This window comes from Roseobacter sp. GAI101, from assembly GCF_000156335.1.
In the GTDB taxonomy this organism is placed as follows: domain Bacteria; phylum Pseudomonadota; class Alphaproteobacteria; order Rhodobacterales; family Rhodobacteraceae; genus Sulfitobacter.
The window spans coordinates 1862830-1889287 of the sequence record NZ_DS999213.1 but is presented as its reverse complement, the minus strand read 5'-3'; the positions used below and the strand labels follow the sequence as shown (position 1 = coordinate 1889287).

Annotated in this window: 21 protein-coding genes and 1 tRNA gene; 14 read left to right on the top strand and 8 right to left on the bottom strand. The window is 54.9% G+C overall.

Annotation, left to right across the window (positions count from 1 at the left end; genetic code table 11):
- The first annotated feature begins 4 nt into the window (after nt 1–4).
- Complete coding sequence (locus RGAI101_RS08815; protein ID WP_008228738.1) at nt 5–1792, top strand: type IV secretory system conjugative DNA transfer family protein; 1788 nt, start codon at nt 5–7, stop codon at nt 1790–1792.
- A 92-nt stretch (nt 1793–1884) separates the two neighbouring features.
- Nucleotides 1885–2484 carry a DUF7678 domain-containing protein gene (locus RGAI101_RS08810; protein WP_008228912.1) on the top strand — a complete coding sequence of 200 codons (600 nt, stop codon included), beginning with the start codon at nt 1885–1887 and terminating at the stop codon, nt 2482–2484.
- Nucleotides 2485–2980: 496 nt separating this feature from the next.
- Here the strand turns inward: RGAI101_RS08810 and RGAI101_RS08805 are convergent, their stop codons facing one another.
- The 4 genes from RGAI101_RS08805 to RGAI101_RS08790 all read right to left on the bottom strand — a co-directional run bounded on the left by RGAI101_RS08805 (nt 2981) and on the right by RGAI101_RS08790 (nt 12448).
- Nucleotides 2981–3883, bottom strand: a complete 903-nt coding sequence (locus RGAI101_RS08805) for an ArdC family protein (protein WP_008225985.1) — start codon at nt 3881–3883, stop codon at nt 2981–2983.
- 380 nt (nt 3884–4263) lie between these two features.
- Entirely contained in the window at nt 4264–6105 is a 1842-nt protein-coding gene (locus RGAI101_RS08800) for a UvrD-helicase domain-containing protein (protein ID WP_008229449.1), read from the bottom strand.
- Nucleotides 6098–8176, bottom strand: a complete 2079-nt coding sequence (locus RGAI101_RS08795; RefSeq protein WP_008227827.1) for an ATP-dependent nuclease — start codon at nt 8174–8176, stop codon at nt 6098–6100. Before RGAI101_RS08795 ends, RGAI101_RS08800 begins: the two co-directional genes overlap by 8 nt.
- Before the next feature lie 123 nt (nt 8177–8299).
- Nucleotides 8300–12448, bottom strand: coding sequence for an Eco57I restriction-modification methylase domain-containing protein (locus RGAI101_RS08790; protein ID WP_008227318.1), 4149 nt, complete (start codon nt 12446–12448; stop codon nt 8300–8302).
- A gap of 648 nt (nt 12449–13096) precedes the next feature.
- Here RGAI101_RS08790 and RGAI101_RS08785 point away from each other — a divergent pair.
- Nucleotides 13097–14104 carry a hypothetical protein gene (locus RGAI101_RS08785; RefSeq protein ID WP_008225442.1) on the top strand — a complete coding sequence of 336 codons (1008 nt, stop codon included), beginning with the start codon at nt 13097–13099 and terminating at the stop codon, nt 14102–14104.
- Between the two features lie 19 nt (nt 14105–14123).
- Here the strand turns inward: RGAI101_RS08785 and RGAI101_RS08780 are convergent, their stop codons facing one another.
- Complete coding sequence (locus tag RGAI101_RS08780; RefSeq protein ID WP_008229329.1) at nt 14124–14879, bottom strand: hypothetical protein; 756 nt, start codon at nt 14877–14879, stop codon at nt 14124–14126.
- 209 nt (nt 14880–15088) lie between these two features.
- Here RGAI101_RS08780 and RGAI101_RS08775 point away from each other — a divergent pair, with 209 nt between their 5' ends.
- Complete coding sequence (locus RGAI101_RS08775; protein WP_037227812.1) at nt 15089–15385, top strand: hypothetical protein; 297 nt, start codon at nt 15089–15091, stop codon at nt 15383–15385.
- The gene (locus RGAI101_RS21535) at nt 15370–16914 is read left to right on the top strand and encodes a recombinase family protein (protein ID WP_008228004.1); all 1545 of its coding nucleotides are present in this window, start codon (nt 15370–15372) and stop codon (nt 16912–16914) included. The genes RGAI101_RS08775 and RGAI101_RS21535 overlap by 16 nt, the downstream gene beginning before the upstream one ends.
- Here RGAI101_RS21535 and RGAI101_RS08765 read toward each other — a convergent pair.
- Nucleotides 16893–16967 (bottom strand) — tRNA-Thr (locus RGAI101_RS08765). The two genes, RGAI101_RS21535 and RGAI101_RS08765, sit on opposite strands and share 22 nt — an antisense overlap.
- 84 nt (nt 16968–17051) lie before the next feature.
- Between RGAI101_RS08765 and RGAI101_RS22245 the strand changes: the two genes are divergently transcribed.
- The 8 genes from RGAI101_RS22245 (at nt 17052) to RGAI101_RS08725 (ending at nt 22397) form a co-directional block, all read left to right on the top strand.
- The gene (locus tag RGAI101_RS22245; RefSeq protein ID WP_037229317.1) at nt 17052–17252 is read left to right on the top strand and encodes a hypothetical protein; all 201 of its coding nucleotides are present in this window, start codon (nt 17052–17054) and stop codon (nt 17250–17252) included.
- A 3-nt stretch (nt 17253–17255) separates the two neighbouring features.
- Nucleotides 17256–18527, top strand: a complete 1272-nt coding sequence (murA, locus tag RGAI101_RS08755) for a UDP-N-acetylglucosamine 1-carboxyvinyltransferase (RefSeq protein WP_008226450.1) — start codon at nt 17256–17258, stop codon at nt 18525–18527.
- On the top strand, nt 18524–18994 hold the full coding sequence (locus tag RGAI101_RS08750; RefSeq protein WP_008226256.1) for a DUF2948 family protein: 471 nt from the start codon (nt 18524–18526) through the stop codon (nt 18992–18994). Before murA ends, RGAI101_RS08750 begins: the two co-directional genes overlap by 4 nt.
- Before the next feature lie 101 nt (nt 18995–19095).
- Nucleotides 19096–20397: a histidinol dehydrogenase gene (gene hisD / locus RGAI101_RS08745; protein ID WP_037227807.1), complete on the top strand. Its 1302-nt coding sequence runs from the start codon at nt 19096–19098 to the stop codon at nt 20395–20397.
- 75 nt (nt 20398–20472) lie between these two features.
- Complete coding sequence (locus tag RGAI101_RS08740; RefSeq protein ID WP_008227280.1) at nt 20473–20952, top strand: UPF0262 family protein; 480 nt, start codon at nt 20473–20475, stop codon at nt 20950–20952.
- Nucleotides 20953–21417, top strand: a complete 465-nt coding sequence (locus RGAI101_RS08735) for an arsenate-mycothiol transferase ArsC (protein WP_037227805.1) — start codon at nt 20953–20955, stop codon at nt 21415–21417.
- 9 nt (nt 21418–21426) lie between these two features.
- Nucleotides 21427–21819, top strand: coding sequence for a ketosteroid isomerase-related protein (locus RGAI101_RS08730; RefSeq protein ID WP_008229436.1), 393 nt, complete (start codon nt 21427–21429; stop codon nt 21817–21819).
- Entirely contained in the window at nt 21816–22397 is a 582-nt protein-coding gene (locus RGAI101_RS08725) for a GNAT family N-acetyltransferase (RefSeq protein WP_008227692.1), read from the top strand. The genes RGAI101_RS08730 and RGAI101_RS08725 overlap by 4 nt, the downstream gene beginning before the upstream one ends.
- Before the next feature lie 19 nt (nt 22398–22416).
- Here the strand turns inward: RGAI101_RS08725 and RGAI101_RS08720 are convergent, their stop codons facing one another.
- Entirely contained in the window at nt 22417–22776 is a 360-nt protein-coding gene (locus tag RGAI101_RS08720) for a hypothetical protein (RefSeq protein ID WP_037227804.1), read from the bottom strand.
- A gap of 141 nt (nt 22777–22917) precedes the next feature.
- A complete protein-coding gene (locus RGAI101_RS08715) occupies nt 22918–24015 on the bottom strand; it encodes a porin (RefSeq protein ID WP_008226856.1) in 1098 nt (365 codons plus the stop codon).
- Nucleotides 24016–24371: 356 nt separating this feature from the next.
- On the opposite strand from RGAI101_RS08715, the gene lepA reads away from it, so the two are divergent.
- Nucleotides 24372–26171, top strand: a complete 1800-nt coding sequence (gene lepA / locus RGAI101_RS08710; protein WP_008226905.1) for a translation elongation factor 4 — start codon at nt 24372–24374, stop codon at nt 26169–26171.
- Nucleotides 26172–26458: the final 287 nt, after the last annotated feature.

The following is a 26458-nucleotide window of genomic DNA, read 5'->3' as shown; positions in this document are numbered from 1 at the left end:
TGTCATGAATTGGCAAATACTAAAAACAGCCCTTTCGGCTGTCATACTCGCGGCGACCATAGAGCCGCATCCGGCTTTCGCTCAAAACCTCTTTGGCGGTGGGAGCAACTACAACTACTACAATGACTACATGTTCGAGATGACCATGGCGCGCATCATCATGATGATGGTCTCCGTCGGATCAGGCTTTTGCATTGGCTGGTTTCTTTCACCTCAAGCCAAAGAACTTCGCCGCATCATCATGCTGTGTTTGGCGGGTGTGACGGTCATTCTGGCAGTCTTTAACGGAGGCTTGCTTGGCTGGAGCGCAGCTTGGCTTGTGTCGTTCATTGGGTTTTTTGCAGCGCTTGGCTACTGGATCGGACGCGGTGTGAAAGCCATGCTGGAAATGCCCACCACGTTTGGGTCCAGTGAATGGGCGACCATTGAGCATATGAAGGAGAAAAGCCTGTTCGGCACGGATGGGATCATCTTGGGCTCGGTCATCGAGGACGCCGTCGAGAAGGTGTTTTCCTATAAAGGGGATCGGCATCTTCTGACCTCGGCCCCGACGCGTTCGGGCAAGGGTGTGTCGCACATCATCGTCAATCTTCTATGCTACCCAGGCTCAATGTTGGTGATCGATCCAAAAGGAGAGAATGCTCGCATTACAGCGCAAGCCCGGATCGATATGGGCCAAGAGGTTCACCGTGTTGATCCATGGCATATTTCTGGTGGGGAGGTCTCGCGGTTCAATCCATTGGATTGGCTGGAGCTCGGGGATGTCGATGCCGTCGAAAACGCGATGTTGCTGGCTGATGCTTTGGTGCAAAAAGACAGCCACGGCGATAGTTTCTGGGCAGAAGAGGCCAAAGCATTGCTGCAAGGCCTGATCCTGCTGGTTGCTTTTGATGAAGCCTATCAGGGGCAACGTCACCTGGGAACGGTTCGGGATTTGCTGCTGCTCAGCGGTGAAGAGCTGGAAGCCCTGTTTCAGCAAATGGCAAACTCTCCGCACCACATCATCGCCAGCACTGGGGCACGTAGTCTTCAAAAAGAAGCGAAGCTGATGGCCAACGTCTTAGCCTCAGCGCAAGCTGAAACGCACATGCTGGATTCTGCGCGGTTGCGTGAAAGCCTGTCAGCATCAGACTTCACCTTCGAAGACCTCAAGAAAAAGCCAATGACCATCTATCTTATTTTGCCATCAGACCGGCTGGGTGCTTTTGGTCGGTTCCTGCGCCTGCTGGTACAGCAAGCCATTACGGTCAATGCGCGCAACATCGAAGACAAACCCAAAAAGCCGGTCCTGTTCATTCTGGATGAAATGCCTGCCCTCGGGCGTCTTACCATGGTCGAGCAAGCCTATGGCTTGATGGCAGGTTTCGGAATCCAGCTATGGGGTATCACTCAGGACCTGTGCCAATTGCGCAAGGTCTACGGTGAAGATTACGAAAGCTTCATCGGCAACTCTGGTGCCGTGGCATATTTTGGATCGCCGGATAAGACTTCGGCAGAATACTTCTCGGCCATGTGTGGTGTGACCACCGTGTGGAACTTCAGCACGGCTGTTGCCACGGCCTTCAGCTCAAGCTCTGGAATGAATGGTGGCTCAAGCAGCAACTCCACCACCAATACCGACAATCGGGCGGCAACGCAGCGCAAGTTGGCCTATCCCGATGAGCTGATGCGGCTGCGTGAGGGTCAGCAATTGATCCTAATCGAAAACACCAATCCGATCATGGCCAAGAAGATCAAGTGGTATGAAGACCCCGTGATGAGCACCAAAGGCGTCAATATCCATCAGGGCTGATACCCATATGAACATCTGCGGCGGGGCATCATGCTCCGCCGTTTTGCCATCCCCCAAGATTACAGCAACCAGCTTTCAAAGAGGTGTTTCCCATGGTCGAGAACAACCCCCAAGAATCCAGCAAGATCGCGTTTCGCAAGAGCGCAACTGCGGAGAAGATATCCTTCTGGCAGAATAAAACAGAGGCCGTTGAAGTCATAAATCCGGATGGCTCGCCCATTCGGGATAAGGACAACGCACAACTCACCCCAAAGCCACCACAGGGCGTCACAAGACCTGCGCCCAACCTTGCACCTCCGGGCATGCAAGGAATCAGGACGGGGCTAAAACAGCCCGTGCAGCGCATCCCTGAGCCACATAAGCCAGCCATCATTACCAAAGACGCTGGGCAACGAGAGACCAGCCTGTGGATCGACGGCAAGATCACCACAATGAAAGGCTATGAGTTCCAAGCCAAGATGTATGACGAACCCTCGAAGTTCGGCATTGATGGCGGCAAGATATCAAAGCTGGACGTGCGCAAGGACGGCGAGTTGGTCATGCGTTATGATCGCGGCTGGGACAAAGACCCACAAACGCCAGAGCACAAAGAGGCCCTTCAGCGCATCCGCAATGGTTTGGATGACAGCCCACAAAAACCCTTCAAAGGCTTTGATAAAGGCGCGAACAAGGATCACGGCATGGACATTTAAAACCATCATCCACAATCTAGGATTATGATCTTATGGCAGGATAGCACCTTAAAATGCTATCCTGTTTGCATATGAACCACCAAGAATACATGACACACATGCGCACCAGAACGCCAAGTACAACGACTTACGATGTCGTGGCCCGCGCGTATAAAAATGCCAAAGGCATTGATGAGATCATCCATCTTCATCGCTGCAATTGGGATTATGTGGAATGGCTAGAAGCCAACACCGAAAACAGCTTTGCCGAATGGGTCGTCCATTGCGACAGCAACCCATCAGAGGGCTACACACTCTCGCATCTGCTGATGTATTGGCTCTGGACAGATGAGTGCAACCGCTTCCGTGAAGGCCTTCCAACGCCGCATTGCTATCCGCCTGCGGGGTATGAGGGTTGGACCGACGGGTCCGCCCAATCAAATTTTGAGCGCAGAGCGCAATTGCGACCGCCAGCGGCGGACGCAAGATTTGCTATTCATGTTTGGAAAGTTACCGCTCACGCGGCAACCTCCTCTTTGATGTCTCCGCTTGATTGCAAGCCGTGCAAAAAATCAGCCGCGCGCTGTGCATGGGCCGCCGCGCTGAATATCGCGCGCTTGTCATCTTTGAGAACCTTCAACCAGCTTTGGATATAGGCCGCATGATCCTCGCCTGCCTCAGGGGTCAGGGCCAGATCAGCGCAAAGGAATGCCGCGCCAAGCTCTGCGACCAGCTCTTCCTTAGCATAGCCTTCATCACCCCACTTTTTGCGACCGAATTCGCGATCAAGACGGGTTTTGTGCTTGGTCCAATGTGTCAGCTCATGCGCAAGGGTCGCATAATAGGCCTCAGGGCTGCGGAAGCTTTCAAAGGCTGGCATCTGCACATGATCAGACCCACCGCTATAAAAGGCACGGTTGCCACCATGGCGAAGATCGGCATTGGTTGCCGCAAAGAATGCATCTGCATGCGCGATCCGCTCCACGCCGTCGATGATGGGTTCCGGCTTGGTACAAAACTGCTCGGGCAATCCTTCGATCTGATCGACGTTAAAGACGCTATAGCCCTTCATGAACGGGATTTTTCGCTCTTCTTCGCTGCCATCGTCCTGCTCTTCGGCTTTGGTGATGCTGTTGGCATAGACAACCAAAGACCCACGCTCGCCCTTGCGCACATTTGCGCCAAGCTCTTTCGCCTGCTTAAAGGTCATCCAGTGGGGTGAGACATAACCCGCCTCAACACTTGCCGCCCATAACATCAGTACGTTGATCCCATTATAGGGCATGCCATTATGGCGTAGCGGTTTCACGATCCGCCCGTCCAGATTGCCAGTGCTCCAAGGCTTCAGCCAAGTGAGCTGACCCTTTTCTAAATCAGCAATGATTTTGTCTGTCACTTTCTGGTAAATATCTTGTTTCATTGTCTTTTCTTCCTCTTGGTTTGTTGGTTGCGCATGCAACCGAACTAGGCCCACGCCAATGAGTGGGGGGAGGCTGTCAAAGACCGAAGGCGGCGGAGGGGGATCACCCGTCCTGCACGACGTGAGCAACGCGAAAAAAGGAAGGATGGGGAGACCGCCGTCATCGCCCGCAGGCAACGAAGGGCTTGGTCTTGATAGCTGATGGGGTCACTAGACCCCCAATCCAAAAAGAAAAAGCCGCCAGCCCAATGGGGCTGACAGCTTACTTACTACGCAAGGGATGGAGGCCGAAAGGCCGAGACAGACGAAGGATGGCTAGGTTCATGACAGCCCGGCCCGAAGGGTGCGAAAGCGTTTTCTTTCTGGAAGCGGCGTTCAAACTAAATATAAGTTACTTGATCCTCAATGAATAAACCCTTTTCGATGAGTTCCCGCCCCGCGGCCTCCGGGTTCAGAGAGAAGAAAAGGATACGCAGGTTCACTTCAGCGCGAGAAAAACAAACGTAGGTCAATTTTCGGGTTAGCTCAGCTTGACGCTCAGTCGGCTCGCCAGCGGTGCCAGGAGTAAGTGTCTTCCCAAAGCTGTAGGTATTCCACGACGCTTCGATGTCGTCGATCATCACTAATACATTCGGATACTCTTCGCCCTTAGAGCCATGCTGGGTACTGAAGGGGGAATTTTCATCGAGGAATTCGGCATACGGGCCAATTTCTCTGCAATCCATTTTGAAGAATTCATCAGCCAGCCAGTCTCCCTTGTCGCGCTGATGGTCCTCATTCTCGGCATCGAAACCTTCGCGCGCATCACGTCCCAGCTGCGAAGAAAGGCGATCCGAAATCGGCAATAAGCCGCTGTCCTCACAGTATTTGAAAATTTCCTTGGTTGTCGCCCCGACCCACAACTCAGCCAACTTCTCGGAAGCCTCGTCGGCGCGATCGAGCATTTGCTTCAGAGATTTTCGCTTGTTGACGCCATCTGGAAAGAACGCGGGACTTGTTTGGCGCAAGACCTCAAGAACGCGTTTTGGGTCACCCTTGGTCGAAGCCGACACGAGAGGATAAACTCCTTCGACAAAAGGCTTTAGAAGATAATGCGTTCCGTCTTCGTAGTCGGATTGCGATCGAGACGACGAGTATACACCAGTAAAAAGCCTATGTAGCGTCGAGAAGTTCAGCCGCCTTGCAATCATTTGCCGTGCCAAGAACAGCTTCTTCACAGACGGGATGTCTTGCCATTCCCAATTTTCCAGCGCCTGGTGAAACATGCCGGACACATGATCAAGCTGCTCTGGCGTGTATGTTTTTCTGGGCCCCTCAGGATTGGGGGCCTGAGCAATAGTGATTTCAACACTACCCTCGACATCCGCGTTCTTACCTGCCGGGAATTGCTCGACATCATCTCTGAACTTATTGAGAAGATTGATAACCGAGACCGAACAGCGGAAATTTTCTTGCTTTGCGATTGTCACTGAGCCTTCTGGTCCGGCAAAGTCTCCCGCACGCTTGTCATAGATTTGCTGCATGGGATCACCGAAATACCCTATCATTGGGAGACCTTCCCTAGCGCAAATAGAGTTCAGCGCAGCCATCACCTGCGGAAAAGTGTCTTGCGCTTCGTCTACGAAGATATAAGGGTATTTAAAGCCAAGACCTTTTTGAAGGATCGGCTTCGTTGCGATTAAGTGCGAGGCGACATCTATGATGTCATCATGGTTGAGTACGCATTTCGAGTAATCGCTTACCGTCGTCTCTTCGTACTTTACTGGCGGATTATTCTCGACAAGCTCCGCTAGCTCAGCGTGCAAACGTTCAATTTTCTTCCGTGCAGAAATCGCCTTTTTCGAATTTCCCCCATTGTCGTCTAGTTGAGCCTTCTCGATATGGGCAGGAATAACATGTTCGGCCAATGCCTCTCTTAGAGGAGCTTGAAACCTAGATACCTCACCCCAGAGGAACCCATGCAGGGTCGTAACCGTATAGAGCTCATCAAATTCCAAACGTGAGGAAATCACATCCACAGCCCGATTGGTATAGGTGATACAAACCACACTCTGGCCACGCTCTCGCAGCTGACGTCCTTGTGTTTCGCGAATTTTCTTGAGGGCTTCAATCAATGACGTGGTCTTGCCAGAGCCTGCACCAGCTATGACCGCGAACGATGTCTCCTCACCGATGCACTTGGCAATTTGGATATCTGCTTCGGTTGGCTGGAGGTCAGGCATTCAACTCTCCTGCAACCGGCTGATCGCCTACACGAGCTTCGAGCCAGCGCAAGCCGACTGCTATGTAGTCCGGAACCGCCCAAGGTGCAGTGCCTTCAACGTCCGGATCACGCGCCAAAACATCCATGGCAAACTCAGTCTTCTTAAATGTAGAGCTCTTTATCCGTTCCCATACCAGCTGATGAAACTCTGCGGCGTCAGCAGGGATGTCCTTTCCGATCGACAACGCGCCACTGGAGAAAAGTCCATGATTTTCATATACAAAAGCTTCTTCAAGCGTCCTGCCGTGGAAATTGTGAGAAGCTCCTCCGTACTCGATCGCAACCGCTTTCTGGAAAGAGACGAAGCGCATATTGTCGGCTTGGATATGATCAGCATCAGGCTTGGCCGTTAGATCGGAGACAAGATCGCTGCCATCGAAGAAGTATTTTATGGACGCGTTCGATGTAACAGCTCCTGCATCCGTTGCCTTACATCCTTTTCGGTTGTTGGCTGGATCGACGGAGTCGATATCGGTGATGACCAAATAAGGAATTCCAAGAAATTCCAACAGCTTTGCGAATCGCATACTGTATGCGCCGCCAACTTCAAGAATGGTGATGTACTTCGCGTTCAATCCTCCTGCCGCCAGATCGATCATCTTTGGCAACAGTAGTTTTTCAACAGCCCCCTCGACCAAAATCGCAGCGTCGGCGAAGAACAGGTCACAATGTATCAGCCGAAGATACTTTTTCAGAAATGCCAGCGCTTCCTCCACACTGACCTCAAGATCACCAACATTGATTGCGTCGGGTTGAAATTCCTTCAGACTTTTGACGATCGACCCTGGGTAGGTGTTCCCAGTGCCTTCATCATCCAAATCGACGCGGCGGAAGTAGCGGATTTTTGAGAAGTCCACCGCATCCAACACATGGGACGAGTGGGTTGTGACAGTGAGCTGCGGACGCGGCTCCGCCTCGCCTGCACCTTGTGTAAGTACCTTCCACATTTGCTTGATGAAGGTTTGCTGCACTTGCGCATGCAGATGAACCTCGGGCTCTTCGACAAAGATCATCTGGCAGAGCGGGCGATTTTCGTCGGTTGCCAGCCACTGCTTGTAGAAGTTGTCGATTTGAATGGCCATGAAGACGAGGTTCTTGAAGCCAAGACCGTTATAGGCCTCGGGCAACTCATGGCTGGATGTGGCGTCTACATAGAAGAGCTCGGCGCTGCCCCGCAGAGCAACTTCGGAGCTAAGCGTCGAAACGATCTTCATCGCTCGATCGTTGTGAGAGGGCAGTCCCAAGTCAGCGATGATGCCCATCAGGGGCTGAAAATGCTGATCATAGTGCGCCGTCAGATTCTGGTTGTTCTCTTCGATCACCGCGACTGCTTCTTCGGCGGCCTCGGCTTGCTCCAGATTCCGCTGGTAGTAGGCAGCAAATGCCTCCGAGAGCCTGTTACTGCGGGTGGCATTTTCGTCGTCGATGTTCCGCTGTGCATCGACGAAATCGACACGAAGCAATGATCGAAGCGTCTTTTTCCCCTCGCTTGGCTCAAGGGGCGTCTGGACAACCCCCGCAGCACTTTTCTCAAGGGAGTAGTATCGGGGCTTGAAGTGCGCCTTAAGATTTCCGTCAAGAGCCAGGAAATCCACCAGTGTCTTCTTGCGTTGCCCGTCGCCTTGGACGGGGAATGCTTGATCATACTTGGTCCAGAGCTCGACTGCATCCTCGACCTCCAAGGAACATCGAATACCAATTTCCGTAAAGTCGCCCGAAAGATCAGTTGCCAGCGCAAAAACTGTTCCAAACTCGATGGCATCAGGGTCAATATGAAACCAAAGATCAAGCTGGATACATGGGTGGGCGGTCTGAGCAGCGGGATCGTATGCATTGATCGCCGTCAGGGAGCAAAGTGAGAAATCGTGAATTTTGAAATCCCGGCTACTTAGAAAGCTCCTGATCGCCGCAGTTGCGGATGTCTTACCGCTGTTGTTTGGGCCCACAAAAACGGTTTCACTTTCTTCGAAATCAATGGACACGTCTTTTAAACGTCGAAAATTTCTTACTGTGATCTTCTTTAGATGCATACTGACCTCAATCTTCCCGCGCTGAAACAAACCCGTTAGATTTATTCGCTCCAGCTACACGCGTACATTCTCGGCTTTGCAGAGCATTTGTACGTATTACTATTTTCCAATTATATTGCTTTCTCATAGCTTGATCTCCGCGTCGGGGTTTCCGGCGGCGAGGGCGTTCATGTAGGCGAGGCAAAGATCGCGCGACCGATACTTGCCACCATAGGCGGCTTTCTCTTCACGCTCGACGATCGGGAACGTCGAATAGATGTAGCGGATGTCGTCGCGGTCGGTGATGCCGTAGAGGTGGAAGAAGACGGCATCGAGCTTGGCGCGCAGAACAAGGCGTCGTTCTTCATCCCAGGTGAACGGCGGCTTCACATTTCCAGCTTCATCCACATAGCCCATGTCCCGCGCAAACGGTTCCATGTCATGGGCCGTATAGGTGAGTTCAAGAACGGCTTCTCGCACGATTTCAGCAGCACTTTTTTCTCCAAAGCGCTCACTTGCAAGCCGATCCGGTGGTATCACAGGAAGCTGTTCAAAGATGTACCAGCTTAAATTGTTACCTTGAATTTTTGCTCTAGCAACAAAGTCGAAGACTATAGATGAGATGTTCGCCAGAAGGTTGGAAACACAAGACTTATATGATTCAAGGCCATTTTCATCTTGATCCGGAACAAGAATTTGAAGTGAGTGCCCGCAACGATTTGTTGGCACAACACAACTTATCATTCCTCTGCGGTTCGTGGGAGAACATACATTTTTATATGCTAGCAACCACGAAAGAGAAATTGGGCGCTTCGGAGCATCATCTTGAACCCAAAATCGGGGTACGCTCATGCGATCAAGATCAGTCTTCTGGTCCGAAGGAATTTCTTTAGGCTGCGCAGGTCTTTTTGAGTTCGCAAGATTCACCACGACATCCGACGAGCGGTGATCGTAGTCCATCATCATTTTACCTTCGTAGAGCGGGCGCGCCTGAAGGCTTCCCTTCTCAAGAATATGATTTCCTATGTGATAAAAACCAATAGCTTCCAACTTCGCCCTAGACTGGAAGTGCTTGGAATCATGCGTGACGTGCATCGGTACACCAAGCTTGATCGGATACTGTTTTTCCCCTGAGTCGTGATGGCTATAGACTGGCGCAGCTTCATAAATTCGCGCGCAAATTTCAGCGTCTCTTCTTGAGCGGAATATTGGCGCAGTCTTCGTATTGGGGTTCACACGATTAAAGTCTTCCGCGCGATACTCAAAAATAACATCCTGGTGTTCAAGTTCACTGACGGCTTGAAGAAAGAACGCGCATTTAGCCGCTTCTTCCAAGGCCACCTTACTAAGAACAAAAACACAGAATTTATATCGGCTATCTACATCTTCAAAAAATGGCCTTAACCCATAGCGGGTGCGCCTATTTTCAAAGTCGATCAGTGTGCGCAACTGACCGCCAGTTGAAACCTGCTCGAAGAATTTGGCCGATGTACCGTCAGAGGCGATGCCCGATGGTACAAGTAAGCCAGAACGACCATTAGCATTAAGCAAACGGCGAGCCTGTTCTACGAATAGAGAGTAGATGTTTGTGTCACCGCCGGATAGCAGTGGGTAATCTCCAGTCTTTCTAGCAACAGTGGTCGCCAAAGTGCTACGTTCGCGTGCCTGTTCAAATTGTCGGTGCAGCTCAGGTGCGCTTTCGATCAACTCATTGATCGCTTCTTTTCGTTCTGCACCGCTTCCAAGTTTAGCAATCTCGGGGACACGCTGTTCAAACCACGGTATCTCTTCAAACCGCATTTTATCCCATGGTGGGTTGCCGATCACGGCATGAAATCCGCCGGTCAAATCATCTACTTCCCAATCCGACCAAATGCCTGGGAAAGTCACTTGCCAGTTGAGGAAGTTTTCCTCTGCGATGAGCATCTGCGCTTGCGCAAAGATATCAGAAAACAGATCAAATTTTTCAGCGGCGCTCATGCGCCCTTTGAGGGTTTCTTCTGCGGCCTTTGCCTTGGGTCTTGTGAGCTTTCGTTTGCCCAAGACGATATCGAGCGGATCACCAAGTTCGCCATCGAAGAAGGCTTGCATCGCAGTCTTCTTCTCCTTGCCTTTGATGTCGAGCCAGTCGATCGCATGGATCAGCTTTAGCAGCGCATCAAGCGGTGCTGTCATGTCTTCAACCTCGGCAAACACGTCTGCCGATCGGTGCGCTTCGGCGATCTCAGCGTCAGTTAGCCCTTCGACGATCTGCATCTTGGATGCCGCCCGCAAGGCGCGCTTCATCGGCTCATGCAGCAAGAGCGGCGTGCCATAGGTCGCGGCCTTGTCGATGCCCTTCTTGACCCAAGAACCAAAAAGGCTGTCACCACAGCGAAGATGGTGATCGAGGAAGGAAAGCGGCGCGCCCACGGTGAAGGTGTGCAGCCACAGCGCCACCTTGGCGAGCTCCACGGCCATCGGGTTCTTGTCCACGCCATAGATGCAGCGCTTGAGCACCATGCGGCGGATGATGTGCCGATCGTCGAGCTGTTCCTCGTCGATCGTCCAGTCCCGTTCATCGGCATTGGCAAGGATGGTGTTGCGGATTGTGTCGATCCGTTCGCCAAGTGGCGAGATGTAGTCTCCCCATTCCTCGGGCGCGTCGAGCTCGGCCTCGGCCATGGCGGTGATCACCTGGTCGGCCATGAAATCGACAAGACTCACAAGGAAGTGGCCAGAGCCCATGGCCGGGTCGCAGATTTTTAGATCAAGAAGCGCTGTCGCGGGGTCATGTAAACGGAGTTGCCCAATCTTGCGATCATCAGCGCGAGTGCTGTCTTCCAGTTCCGTGATCTTGTCCCTGAAGGCACGCTTGCGCTCTTCGATAAGCGGCTCAAGGGTTTCGGTTAAAATGAGCTGCACCAGGTCGTCGGGCGTGTAGTAGCTGCCCGATCCTTTACGCGCGAAAATGTTGGGCTGAACGGTGATATCATCACCGTCGCGCTTCACCTCGTATTCGAGAAGCCGCTCGTAGATCGAGCCAAGCTGCTGCACCGAAAGGTTTCGGTAGTTGATATATTTCCGCCCGTCTGGCGTCACCTCGAAGGACAGAGCGTCGATCACGCGCGCCATGACGGCATCAGGGAGGCGGATATTGGCCAGGATCGCATGGCGCTCCTGGTCGAAAAGACCGCCATTATAGGGCGGCAAGCCGATCGAGGCGTCCCCCTGGTCGATCGCGATGAACAGATCGGCCAGCGCGCCCCAATAGCGCGCGGCGGTTTCCGAGAAAACATCGTTCTTGTCTTTGCGGTCTTTGACATCGATGCGCACTTTGTTGCGCAGTCCGTAGTCGTCATAGCGCGTGTCTTTGACCGGCAAGAGATCACGGTCTTCGGCGTAAAGGATGAACAAGAGACGGTAGAGTAGGATAAGGGCTGCTTCGCGCACAGCCTGTAAATCGGCCTCGGGCGCGGCCTTGACGATCGCGCGCACCAGGTCGGGGAACACCTCCCCGAAAACCTTGTTGGAGAGGTCTTCAGCAACGCGCTCTTCGTAAAATTTGCCTTCTTCGAGGGCTTTCTCGTGGAAGGTGCGCGGATCAGCGCCCGCAGGCACGAAGGCTTCACGCCGGAAGATCAGCAAGAAGACCTTCAGCCAGTGACGGCGATCGTCCTCATTGAGTGCGAAAAGCCCGTCATTGTGGCCTGGCAAATTGAGGATCGCGGCGATGTCGAGCTCGAAGAACTGCTCGGAGACAGATCTCGCGCCCGAAAAGTAGAGCCGCCATTTAGAGCCATTGGTCAGAATGCCCCAACGGAGCGTGCCGCCTGTGATGTCGTCGATGCGGCGCAAGTAGCGAAGCATCTGGGTTGAGGGCGCAGTTTCTTCCCCGCGTCGGCCAGATCGCCTATCGAGGGGGCGCGCCCATCTTTTGGACTCGACCACGGCGCGGCCGAACTCATAGCGCTTCCATTCTTCTGGGAAGCCATTCGCTTTGGCCTTCGAATCAACGCTTTCAAACAACAGACCATCGGGCACGTCTTCGCGCCCCTTTGGTGACAGGTTTTGCTGACGCAGCGACTCCGTCCAGCCAAGGGCTTCAAGAATTGGCCAGATTAGATCGTCTTCTGTCTGGCTTTCATTCGGTGTTTGAGCAATTGGGAAGCCGTCAAAATGGCCACGAACGCTCTCGCCAAACTGTTCAAGATCAGCATCACCAAGCGTAGTCCACTCCGAAACGTTCTGAATGGATTCGGTCAAAAAGTCGGAGGTAAACAGGCTACCCTGGCTTGCAATTTCGCTGCTCAAATCAATATTCCATTTTATTTTGGATCAGGATAGCAGGGAAAGCGATGGAGAACACATCGAAAACTGCGTTTGTCCACAGCATAGACTGTCAATGATAGGCGGGAAACCTCGCCGATCCTATGCACCCATACAACGGTTAGTCATGCCGACAAGTGCGGTTAAGGTTGAGCCGAGTAGTCTCTGGCTGCCACCAGTGCGGTTACAAGGGGCACGATAGCCTTTTGTTCAGGTTCAGCGTCGATACGCTGACGGCATCCAAACCGCGTAGGGTTGGTCTGGGGTATTGGGGGCAGGAACGCCCTCCAAGTCGATGGGGGTAGGGAGAGCGAAGTCTCCCGCGAGCGGGTTTCAAGGGGTGGCGATACACCCTTTGATCCATGGTCCGGTGCAGGTGGAGAGGGAACTCTCCAAGCCCTGCGAGTGATGAAACGGCGATACGTTTACATGGTCATGAAAGGCTCAATGCCAAATCATGACCATTGGCTTTGGGGGATAAAACGGGGGAGCGCAGCAGCCCCCTTTTCAAGATGTGCGGTACTACCGCACACATCTTGGCGCGATAGCCTGAACCCTGAGATCGTACATTCTAGCCATCAAACTGCATGGTCAGATTCGTTTCACTGATGCCAGAACAAGGGTCATAGGCCAATGATAGATCGAGAGGCTCGATTACGGCATGCGCTTGCTGCTGCGCTGGAGCGTTACGATGATCGGGTCGGAGAAACATTCCCTTATGAGGTTGGTCTGCTGATCAATCCCGACGATGCATTTTTAGCGATTGTGCGCCCCGATGGGGCGGGCATCAGCATCGAGGCAACGCTGGCGGTCGTTACACTCATAGAAGAGGTTTGGGCGGCGGCGCTGGACCTCTCAAACGCCTTACCTAACGACAGCCAGATCGCGTTGCTGGGTGATCATGACCATGTGGTCGATATCGCTTTGCGATGGCTGATGCAGCACGAGCTCAACCACGTCGCAGTCGGCCATTTCAAATTGAGCGCCGGAGCTGGAATTGTAGAGGGCGGCGGGCTGACGCAATTTGCGTTGGCGACCCAAAAGCAGAGACCCGCTTCGCCACTTGATCAGCTCAATGCTAGTGATCGAAAGCTTGCTCCACTCTGTCTTGAGTTGCAGGCCGACCACGACGCCACAGAAATTGTCCTTGGCGCGTACTTCAACGAGAACCATGAGCTGTTCAGATATTATGCAATTTGCATCGCGCTTGTGATTTTCGTGATTGAGCGAATTGACCGCGAACAGGGTAATCGAGAAATCAGTCACCCCAAGGCATCAACACGGCTGTTCATGTTGCTCGCCTATCTTGTCGAGCTTCCATACATTCCAGCTTATAAGCGGGCAGCTCAAGAGGGGCTGGAGCATATGCCGGAAGAATATCTTCCCGATAAGACCGAGGTCCAGCAATACAGTAAGGTCGTTGTTGGTCCGGTGTTTGCTGCCTGCGAAATTATCGCTGAGGCAGTCGAGCTGCCTAATATTCTAGATGAGCTTGGCGGCACTGAGGCGTTCTTTGCTGATATCCAAACAGCTGTACTTGGAGGTCAGAGTGATATCGCAGAATTCAAAACCGAGTGCGCCAAGCAATGGGCGGCATTGAAACCGCTCAATGACCGACTGCTGAAAATACTTGGCTGGTAGGTGCTTTGCGCCCAAAACCTCAAGTCACAAATCGAACGTTGATTTGAAACACCCTCAGAAATTCATCTTCAAACCGTGCTGCAAGACTTGGTTGATCCAACGGCAAATCTCTGTCAGGTGCGGTAATAACGACAAAGCTGTGGTCGCCAGCATCATCAAGCTCGACAAGGGGAATTGGTTTTCCTTTGTGGTCACGCGGTAAGAGCTGAACATCATCCACGATGGGAATGCGCCAGCGTCCTTCATCATTGCCTAGCGCCAGCGGATACCATTTTCCTCGATACCCCTGAAACGCGATGGCGTGACCTGAGCGATCCGAGGTCAGCTCCAGACAATACTCCTGGCCAAACTGCAGGACATCGCAAACGTCACTGACATTCGCGGCGCGCTGTGCAATCCCAAATTCATTTTGCATGCGCACAATGCGCAATCCAGTATCAACGCGGCGTTTCTCAAGGAAACGATCCCAGGCGCGTGCAGGGTTCATCTGAAATAACTCTGGTGCAAAAATCTTTGCCAGATCAAAGTGGTTTACTTCCAACCATTGATGCACCAGCTGAGCTTTCTCTACCGAGGTGTTACCCCTTCTAAAATTTGACTCATAATCGGTTCCCACTTCGGGCAAGCCTTTGAAGGCTTGGTCGATCACCTGTCTGATTGTGATCCTTTGAGCATCAGCAACGCCACTAACGGCGCGATAAAGTCTGAGTGTAAATGTGACGCGTTCTTCCTTTGGAAGTGCCCGCCAGTCGATATCCCCAGAATTTTTATCCATGTCCAATACCCGTTTCAACCCGCGCTCTACCTGATGTTGTGCCCTTGGATACCCCTTATTCTGTCAGAGTACGACTATCATTTTTGCAGATAATGCTTTGAGATATAGGACTTTTATCCTATAATGTTCACTTTATGTTCTCACGTATAATGCGTGAAGAAAGGAGGGATCAACAAGGCAAAAGCCACAGCGGCAGAAAGGACAACACAATGCGTGATACACCCCCAAACTTTAACCCCGAGACGGCACCGCCGTCACTGACCATTGATTGGGACGCCTATCTGCCGTTCTTTGAAGATGACGACATCTCCGAGGAAGACAAACTTGAGTTGATCGAAGCGCTATGGTCCATCGTCGTCAGCTTTGTTGATCTCGGCTTTGGCGTTCACCCTGTCCAACAGGCTTGTGGAAAAGACGATGATCCTCTGAGTGATACGCCGCCTGATCTGCTATCATTATTTAAGAGCGAACAATCAGAACAGGAGGACCCATGGCAGGATCAGTAAATCAACAACAGGCCGTTATTTACTGCCGTGTGTCGTCACGGGCGCAAGAAGAGGACGGGCATGGCCTTCAAAGCCAAGAGACTCGTTGCCGCGAGTTTGCTCAATCTAAAGGCTTCAACGTAGCAGCCGTGTTTCCTGATACCATCTCCGGTGGCGGGGATTTCATGAAGCGTCCGGGGATGGTGGCTTTGTTGTCATTCCTTGATGCGCAACCTGATACGCGCTTTGTCGTGATCTTTGATGACCTTAAACGTTTTGCGCGTGACACACGGTTTCATCTGGATTTGCGCGAGGCCTTCCGTGCGAGGCGCGCATCCATCGAATGCCTGAACTTCAAATTTGATGAGACACCGGAAGGTGAATTCATCGAGACGATCATGGCGGCCCAAGGTGCGTTAGAACGTAAACAAAATGGACGGCAAGTTGCACAAAAAATGAAGGCTCGTATGCAGTCGGGTTACTGGGTGCATAACGCACCTGTCGGTTATCGCTACATGACGGTGAAGGGGCATGGCAAATTACTTGTTCCTGATGAACCACATGCAAGCGTTGTGCGCGAAGCGCTGGAAGGTTTCGCCGCTGGACGCTTTCAAACGCAGACGGAAGTGAAGCGTTTTTTAGAAACCAAGCCTGACTACCCGCACAACCTTCAAGGGGAGGTTCGTGATAAGCGTGTCTCAGACCTTTTAAGACAACCTCTCTACGCTGGCTATGTGTGCAGTAAAGTCTACGGGCTGAGTTGGCTCAAAGGTCAACATGCTCCTCTTATCTCAATGGCGACATTCGATAAGGTGCAAGAGCGCCTGAAAATAACTGGATATGCACCAGAACGAAAAAATACCGGTGTGGACTTTGCTTTAAGAGGATTTGCCACCTGCGGCGATTGCAACGCGTCTCTGCGGTCTTCTTGGTCCAAAGGCAAATATAAGAGCTACCCATATTATGCATGTCATACGAAGGGTTGTGACAGCTACGGTAAATCAATTCCGCGCGACAAACTCGAAGATGCGTTCGGTGAGGTCGTCAGAACACTTGAACCTAGCCCAAAGCTCTTTGCTCTGACGAAGGCCATGTTCAGACAAGCTTGGGATGCACGTTTGGCACAGGCGAAGGACGCGAAGCGTTCAACGCAACGCCAGATTGTCAATATCGAGAAGCAAATTGAAACGCTGCTTGGCCGTATCATGAACGCGACAAGCGACCCTGTGATCGTCGCGTATGAAAGCAAGCTCGATCAGCTTGAAAAAGACAAGGCTCGCATGCGTGAAAACCTCTCAAAAAGTGAGCCAAAGGCTGGCATGCTTGAGGAGATGATAGAACTCTCACTGAAATTTCTCTCAAGCCCCTGGAAAATATGGGAAAGCGGAGACATTGCTCTGCGCAGAACGCTGCTCAGATTGGCATTTACAGAGGGATTTGCGTACCATCGAAATGGAGCACATAGAACACCTCAAAAAGCGTTGCCCTTCAAGGCTTTGGGCATGTTTTCAGGGGGTCAAATGATTAATGGTGCTGAAGGGGAGGATTGAACTCCCGACCTCGTCATTACCAATGACGCGCTCTACCACTGAGCTACTCCAGCACTATCGGCGGCTGAGTAGCCCCATTCGCAAATTGGTGCAAGCGTAATCTGGACCATATCCGCCCGCTACGCTAGACAATGCGAATGTCACACGATACCGCCCCGCAAAAGCCACGCACTCCGAAGCAAAATCGGGAAGACAGGCTGAAGGCTGCGCTCAAGGCCAACATGGGTCGGCGCAAAGCTCAGGCGCGTGCACGGACCGATAAGTTGCAGGCTGATCACACGCAGTCTGATGAAGCGCAGGCAGACAATGGTCGTGACGACCTAGACAAGGAAGGCTGAAGGATGGATTCGATTGTGGTCAAGGGCGGCGGCGCGCTGTCAGGGCAAATTCCGATCGCGGGTGCCAAGAATGCCTGCCTGACCCTGATGCCGGCAACCTTGCTGTCAGAAGAACCCCTGACGCTGACGAACGCACCGCGCCTGTCAGACATTCGCACCATGACAGAGCTTTTGCGCTCGCTCGGTGCCGAAGTATCAACGATGCAAGAGGGCAAGGTCCTGGCGCTTTCGTGTCACGGTGCCATCAACACCCGCGCCGAATACGACATCGTCCGCAAGATGCGCGCCTCCAATCTGGTGCTGGGGCCGCTGCTGGCCCGCGAAGGTCATGCGCAGGTGTCCTTGCCCGGCGGCTGCGCGATCGGCGCGCGCCCAATGGATATTCACACAGACAGTCTGGCCCTGATGGGGGCCGAAATCGATCTGCGCGATGGCTACCTGCATGCCAAAGCCCAGGGCGGATCGCTCAAGGGGGCTGTCATCGACTTCCCGTTTGCTTCGGTCGGGGCGACGGAAAACATCATGATGGCCGCGACGCTGGCCAAGGGGACAACGGTCATCAACAACGCCGCCCGCGAACCTGAAATCGTTGACCTTGCCGATTGCCTGCGCGCCATGGGGGCACAGATCGACGGGGACGGGACCAGCCGGATCGAAATTCAGGGCGTTGACCGTCTGGGGGGCGCGACACACCGCGTTGTCACCGACCGGATCGAACTGGGCACCTACATGCTGGCCCCGGCCATCTGCGGCGGCGAAGTTGAATTGCTGGGCGGCCGGATCAACCTGCTGCAAGCGTTCTGCGAAAAGCTGGATGCGGCGGGCATTGACGTGACCGAAACCGAAAACGGCCTCAAGGTGGCGCGGCGCAATGGTGTGATCAGTGCCGTCGACGTGACCACGGAACCGTTTCCCGGCTTTCCGACCGATTTGCAGGCGCAGATGATGGCGCTGCTGTGTACCGCGGACGGGACCTCGGTTCTCGAAGAGAAAATCTTCGAGAACCGCTTTATGCACGCGCCTGAACTGATCCGCATGGGGGCCGACATTGAGGTTCACGGCGGCACGGCCACGGTAACCGGCGTGAAAAAGCTGAAAGGGGCACCGGTCATGGCCACCGACCTGCGCGCTTCGGTGTCGCTGATCCTTGCGGCGATGGCGGCAGAAGGCGAAACCAGGGTCAACCGCGTCTACCACCTGGACCGCGGTTATGAACATGTCGTGGCCAAGCTGCGCGGTGTGGGCGCAAACATTGAACGGATAAAAGAACAATGACCCAGGACGCACGTTTCGAAGACGGTCGCGAGGCCCCCCTGAACCTGGGTGCCCTGGACAGTGACGACCTCAAGGTGATCTCTTCCTTGGCGCAGGATGCCGTGTTCCCTGCCTCTGAAATGCGCTGGCACCAGAAGGGCGCGCGCTTTGCACTGCTGCTGAACCGTGTCCGTTGGGAAGACGCAGGCAAAACCCGCCACGCGGCCGAACGTGTGCAATCGGTCCTGATGTTCAACAACGTCCAGCGGGTATCAAGCCAGGGCGTCGCCAAAGGCGACACCGATACAATCCTGTCGCTGCTGCAAATCGAGTTCACGCAAACTGATGCCCCCTCTGGCGACGTGATCCTGACCCTTGCAGGCGACGGCGCGATCCGGCTCAGCGTCGAAGCGCTCGAAGTGACCCTCAAAGACGTGACACGCCCCTACATGGCCCCCTCGCGCAAGCTGCCGGAACATCCGGCCTGATCCCCTTCTCTGGCTCTTAAATATCCTCGCGCGAAGCGCTTGCACCCCAATGCCAAACCATGCCCGGCCAATGTTCGGCCCCCGGCGGAACAGGAGATTCCATGCCTCAGTTTCTTGACCATGCGCAGTCCGATTTCGAACAGGCATTCACCGCCCTGTTGTCAGCCAAACGTGAGGACAGCCCCGATGTGGACGACGTTGTTGCGGATATAATCGCACAGGTCCGCGCGACGGGCGATGCCGCTGTCATTGCGCTGACCGAAAAGTTCGACCGCATCACGCTGACGCCACAGACGCTTCGAATTACTGCGGCCGAAGTCGACGCTGCCGTTGCTCAGGTCTCGGCCGATGACCGTGCGGCGCTTGAACTGGCGGCAAACCGCATCCGCGCCTATCACGCGCGTCAACTGCCCGAAGACGCCGAATGGACGGACGAGGCTGGTGCGATACTCGGTTGGCGCTGGACGGCAGTCTCGGCGGCGGGGCTTTATGTGCCCGGCGGCTTGGCGAGCTATCCCAGTTCTGTTCTGATGAACGCGATCCCGGCCAAGGTCGCAGGCGTTGCGCGGCTTGCCATGGTCGTGCCGACCCCCGACGGTATCCTCAACCCGTTGGTCCTGCTGGCGGCGCGCATCGCGGGCGTTGACGAAATCTACCGCATCGGCGGGGCGCAGGCGGTTGCCGCATTGGCCTATGGCACTGAAACGATCCCGCCGGTGGACAAGATTACCGGTCCGGGAAATGCCTTCGTGGCCGCCGCCAAGCGGCGCGTGTTTGGCAAGGTCGGCATCGACATGATCGCGGGCCCTTCGGAAATTCTGGTGATTGCCGATCAGGACAACGACCCTGACTGGATCGCCCTTGATCTGCTGTCCCAGGCCGAACATGACGAAAGTGCGCAATCCATTCTGATCACCACCGACGCGGCTTTCGGGCAAGCGGTCGCTGCAGCCGTCGATAAACGTCTCGAAACCCTTGAACGGCGTGCTATTGCCGGTGCCAGCTGGCGCGACAACGGGGCGATCATCACCGTGCCTGACATCGCCACGGCGGCCGCCCTTAGCAACCGCATCGCACCGGAGCATCTGGAGCTTTGCGTCGCGGATGTTGATGCGCTGAGCGCGCAGATCACCCATGCCGGTGCGATTTTCCTTGGCCAGTGGACCCCCGAAGCCATCGGCGATTATGTCGGCGGGCCGAACCATGTGCTGCCAACGGCGCGCTCGGCGCGGTTTTCTTCGGGGCTGTCCGTGCTGGATTTCATGAAGCGCACGACCCTTGCCCGCATGACCCCTGACGCCTTGCGCGCGATCGGGCCATCGGCGGAACGGCTCGCGCGCTCAGAAAGCCTCGAGGCGCATGGCCTGTCCGTCACGGCGCGTTTGCGCAAGCTGAACGACTAGACGCAGCGACGCAGATTGATCAAAACCGGTGGGCGGGCTAAGGTCTGCCAAAGATCTGATAGAATTGAGAAGCCCATGTCGCGCATCACGCATATCGTCCTTGACGATGCGAACCTGCCCCCGCCCACCCCCGAGATAGAACAGGAACGCAAAGTCGCGATGTTCGATCTGCTGGAGGATAACGTTTTCGCCCTGCCAGTGCGCGCGGATCGCCCTGCGCCCCAAGGCCCGTACCACCTTGGCCTGTCGATCCGGGACAAGCGGCTGGTCTTTGATGTGAACACGGAAAATGATGAAAAAGCTGCGGAATTCCACCTGTCACTGGGGCCGTTCCGGCAGGTCGTCAAAGACTATTTTCAGATCTGCGAATCGTATTTCGAGGCGGTCAAGAAATCTGCCCCCGCCCAGATAGAAACCATCGATATGGCCCGTCGTGGCATCCACAACGAAGGGTCACGCGTGCTGCAAGAGCGGCTTGAGGGCAAGGCAGAGATCGATACCGACACTGCACGCCGCCTGTTCACCCTGATCTGCGTCCTGCATTACGGCGGCTAGATGAAGGACGCATTGCCCCAATCGGTGCTGTTTTGCTGCGACCACAATGCTGTGCGGTCGCCGATGGCCGAAGGGTTGATGAAGAAATATTTTGGCACCGGCACCTACGTGCAATCCGTCGGTGTGATGAACGATCTTGAAATTGACGGCTTTTCGATTGCCGTCTGTCAGGAACTTGATGTTGAACTGTCGCGCCACCGTTCGCGCAGCTTCGACGAGATGGAGAATTGGGGCGACGACCTCAGTTCCTTTGATCTGATCATCGCGCTAAGCCCCGCCAGCCAGCGCCGTGCGCTTGAACTGACGCGGTTTTACCATCTAACCGTCGAATATTGGCCAATCCTTGATCCCACGGGTTTGGGTGAAACCCGCGAAGCCAAGATGGCGCAATATCGCGCGGCGCGTGACCAGATCAAGGACCGTTTGATCGCGCGTTTCGGTCCGCCCACTTGCAGTCTGACGTAAGGAAATCCCATGATGCAGATCATCAAGACCTATTTTGACGCATTCAATGCGGGCGATGTGGACGGCATGCTGGCCTGCCTGTCGGATGATGTGGCCCACCACGTCAACGAAGGTGATATTCGCATCGGACGCGACAAATTCGCCGATTTTTGCAGCCACATGAACCGCTGCTACGCCGAACAATTGACGGATATGGTGATCTTCGCGTCCGAAGACGGCGCGAGAGCTGCGGCCGAATATGTGGTCAATGGTACCTATAAAGCGACGGATGAGGGGCTGCCGGAAGCCCGCGGTCAGACCTATGAAATCTCCGCAGGATCGTTTTTTGACGTCCAGGGCGGCAAGATCACCCGTGTGACCACCCGCTACAACCTTACCGACTGGATCGCGCAGGTCTCATGAGGGTTGCAGCCCTGACCGGCGACGCCCTTGCCTCCGCCTTGCCTGACGTCGCCCGTTTGCGTGTCAACGTGTTTCGCGACTGGCCCTATCTCTATGACGGGGACCTCGCCTACGAGGAAACCTACCTGCAAAGCTATCGTGCCAGCCCCCGCGCCATCGTGGTCGGGGCCTTTGACGGGGACGCGCTGGTGGGGGCCAGTACCGGCACGCCGCTGGCAGACCACGCCGATGATTTTTCACGGGCCTTTGCGGCGACGGGCCTGAACCTTGACCGGATCTTCTACTGCGCCGAAAGCGTGCTGCTGCCCGCCTATCGGGGCAGGGGCATCGGCCATCGGTTCTTTGATCTGCGCGAGGCGCACGCGCGCCGCCATGGGTTCACCAAATGCTGCTTTTGCGCGGTGCAGCGGCCCGCGGATCACCCGGCCAGACCGTTGGACGCCCGTCCGCTTGATCCGTTCTGGCGCGCGCGCGGCTATGCGCCTCTGACGGGCGTCGTGGCAGAGTTTGAGTGGAAAGACGTCGGCCTGGAATCCCAGACGGCCAAGCCGCTCCAGTTCTGGATGCGTGATCTCTAGCGGTCTTTGACTATGTGGCTCAGGTCGCGCTGCACAGGGCCTCGGCGGTCTGGCCATAGGCTTTCCACGCGCTCCAGAACGCGTTGTCGCTTGAGCGATCTGACTGGCGTGCCTGCTGCAGCTTGTGCGGGTCCTTGAACACGGAAACGCCGCGCCGCTGCTGGGCCGACGACAATTCCCGATCCGCGACCGCCTGAATGCAGCCACACCGTGCCCGGCTGGCCTGCTTGCGGCCGGTTTGCAGGCAGGCCGAATTGATCGGGCCGGTCGCGAAGAGGATCACCCCGCCGCCATAGTTTCCGCTGGGGTTATATCCGCGCGAACCGCCACATGCGGCCAACGCGGATAGCGCACAGATCATGGTTAAAAGTCGTAACATTTGATGCCTCATCTTCGGCGCGTCGGGTTGATCCCGTTTGCTGCCCCTGCTGCTTGGGCGCGACTATGCCGTAAAATGCAAGATGGGGCAATTCACGATAATGAAATGCCTTTGCCCGAAATGATCGGGCAAAGGCGTTTTTCAGAACTTCCAGCGGGCACCGACAAATGTCACGTCCATGTCCTGATAGGACGCAGAGGCGCTGTCGAATTCATAGGTGCGGTGCGTTGCGAACAGTTCAGTGTTGTACTGATCAAGGCGCTGAACAACCGCGACGCCGACAGACGACGTGCTGGACCCGGCCACGACGAAATCATTGCCGTCGTAGTAATCAATCGAGAACCAAGTCGAGCCGATGGCGAGATAATCGCGCGTCAAACCCGCTTTGATGTAGGCGTAATCACCTTCTCCGCCAACGCGACGACCTGCCGAAACAGCCAGGCTAAGGCCGGTTGGTTCGTGCAGAACGGCAGTGGATCCCATGACCAGATCATTCGTGCTGTCGCGGAAGGAATAGCCCAGACGTGCGTCGACCTTGTAATCGCCGTAGTCGTTCGCATAGCGCGTCCCGATATCGTAATAGTCGTTGTCATCCCCCGATTTCAGGACCTCCTGACCCGCCGATACCGATGCAGAGAAACCGCTGAAGACTGGCGTGTCATAGCGAACGCGCAAGCGGCGGCTTCCGTCGAAAGAGCTGTTCGTGTTGCCGATGCTGACAGCCGACAGCGTGCCATCGGCAAACCGCAAGGACTGACCGCCCGCGATGTCGCTGATGCCGACATATGCGGCAACGCCTGTCCCCGAGAAATCGGCTTCGGCGGAACCGTCCGTCGACGTGCTGCCCTGACCGAAAGAGAACGTGCCCATGGTCGGCGTCCGGTATGACAGGTCAAGCTTGCGCAACTCGGTCCGGCGGTATTCGCCGTCAAAATCGTTGTCCTGACCGTTCAGACTGGAAGACCCTGTCAGGCCCAAGCCGGTTTCGAGCGTCAGCTTGAGTTCGGAGCCGTTTTGCAGCGCCTGCGTCATCGTCAGACCGATGCGGCTGTTGGAGTTGTCATTGTCCGTGAATGCGGAATTGCTGTCGACGCCATCGTCAACGCTGACCACGCCCAAGTTCAACTGACCGTAAAAGTCCCAAACCGGCCCGGCTGATTGGGCTTGTGCCAGCGCAGGTACGACCGCAAGGCCAAGCGCGGCGACGGTTACAGTTCCCAGCTGTTGTTTGATCTTCATCTCTAAATTCCTTTTTTCACCCGGCCCACAGTGTCGCAGGCCATTAGAGACCCTGGACCTAGAACGCCGATCGTGCCGACGAAACCATAAGGTAGCCGAACTAAGATGATGTGTTGCATCTAGGCCCTGCTCAAACAAAAGTGAGCAGGATATTGGTCCTTATTTTCTTGGGATTTCAGGGTGATATGCAGTTTTTGCATAAGTGTTTCCCGCATCCAGCCCTTGTATTGATCGACCGGGGACAAAGGGAATTACGACGTCAGGGCAGGGCCGCCGTTAAACATGGCGCAAACATCAACGCCGGCAGGCCATCCGCCCCATTGACCAGCGCCCGAATCCGCACCATATCCCTATCCATGACAGCACTTTCACACATCCGCAATTTCTCCATCGTCGCCCATATCGACCATGGTAAATCCACGCTCGCTGATCGTCTTATTCAAGAGACGAACACAGTCGCCTTGCGCGATATGAAAGAGCAGATGCTCGACAGCATGGACATCGAACGCGAACGCGGCATCACGATCAAGGCACAAACCGTGCGGATCGACTATACCGCGCTCAATGGCGAGAATTACGTTCTCAACCTGATCGACACGCCCGGCCACGTCGATTTCGCCTATGAGGTGTCACGTTCCATGCGCGCCGTCGAAGGGTCGCTGCTGGTTGTCGACAGCACCCAGGGCGTCGAAGCGCAAACATTGGCCAACGTCTATCACGCGCTGGATGCGGATCACGAGATCGTGCCCGTCCTGAACAAGATTGACCTGCCCGCCACCGATTGCGACCGCGTCGCGGAACAGATTGAGGACGTGATCGGCATCGACGCCTCCGAAGCGATCCGCGTATCTGCCAAGACCGGCGTCGGCATCATCGAAACCCTCGAGGCTGTGGTGCACCGTCTGCCGCCGCCCAAAGGCACGCTGGACGCACCGCTCAAAGCGATGCTGGTTGATTCGTGGTACGACAGCTATCTGGGCGTGATCGTTCTGGTGCGCATCATGGATGGTCAGCTGAAAAAGGGCGACCGCATCCGCATGATGCAGAACGGGTCCGTGCATCACGTTGACCGCATCGGCGTGTTCCGTCCCGCAATGACCGAAATTGACGTGCTGGGGCCGGGCGATATCGGGTTCCTGACCGCGTCGATCAAACAGGTCCGCGACACCCGCGTCGGCGATACCATCACCCACGAGAAAAAAGGCTGCGACAAGGCATTGCCGGGCTTCAAGCCTGCACAGCCTGTGGTCTTCTGCGGCCTGTTCCCCGTGGACGCCGCCGAATTCGAAGACCTGCGCGACAGTATCGAAAAACTGGCGCTGAATGATGCGTCCTTCAGCTTCGAGATGGAAACCTCGGCCGCGCTTGGTTTCGGTTTCCGCTGCGGGTTCCTTGGCCTGCTGCACCTCGAGGTGATCCGCGACCGGATCGAGCGCGAATATGACATTGACCTGATCACCACGGCCCCGTCGGTTATTTACGACATCCACATGAAAGACGGCACCGTCACGCAGTTGCACAACCCTGCGGATATGGTCGACCTGACCTTTGTGGACCACATCGAAGAGCCGCGCATCAAGGCGACGATCCTTGTGCCCGATGACTATCTGGGCGACGTGCTGAAGCTGTGCCAGGACCGCCGTGGCATCCAGTTGGACCTGACCTATGCGGGCAGCCGCGCGATGGTGGTCTATGACCTGCCGCTGAACGAAGTGGTGTTCGACTTCTACGACCGCCTGAAATCGGTGACCAAGGGCTATGCGTCCTTTGACTATCAGATGATCGGCTACCGTCAGGACAATCTGGTGAAAATGTCGATCCTTGTGAACGACGAGCCGGTTGATGCCCTGTCAACGATGGTCCACCGCGACCGCGCCGAAACGCGAGGCCGTGCAATGGTCGAAAAGCTCAAAGACCTGATCCCGCGCCACATGTTCAAAATCCCGATCCAGGCGGCCATCGGCGGCAAGGTCATCGCTCGCGAAACATTGTCTGCGATGCGCAAGGACGTGACTGCAAAATGTTACGGCGGCGACGCCTCGCGCAAGCGCAAGCTGCTGGACAAGCAGAAGGCTGGTAAGAAGAAGATGCGCCAGTTCGGTAAGGTGGATATCCCTCAGGAAGCGTTCATTTCCGCGCTGAAGATGGATGGCTAACGCGGTCCATCTCGGGTTGATATAAAGCGCGGTGGGGTGAGCGTCCTGCGCACTGGGATGCGGTCCCTTCCAGTGCGGATAAGAACTGTGTTTATGAACCCGATGCAGAAGTTAGGCAAAGCCTAGGCCCTCTGCTCGAATGGTTATTCGCGGGTCTCCATTTGCCGAATTGTCTTAGACCATTGGCTCAATGCGTCCAGCAAAATGGAAACGACGGAGCAGATGATGGAACGCTCCCAAAACCGCCGTTGCCAGATGCCTGCGTCGCCTTTACGGCGATTGCTCTG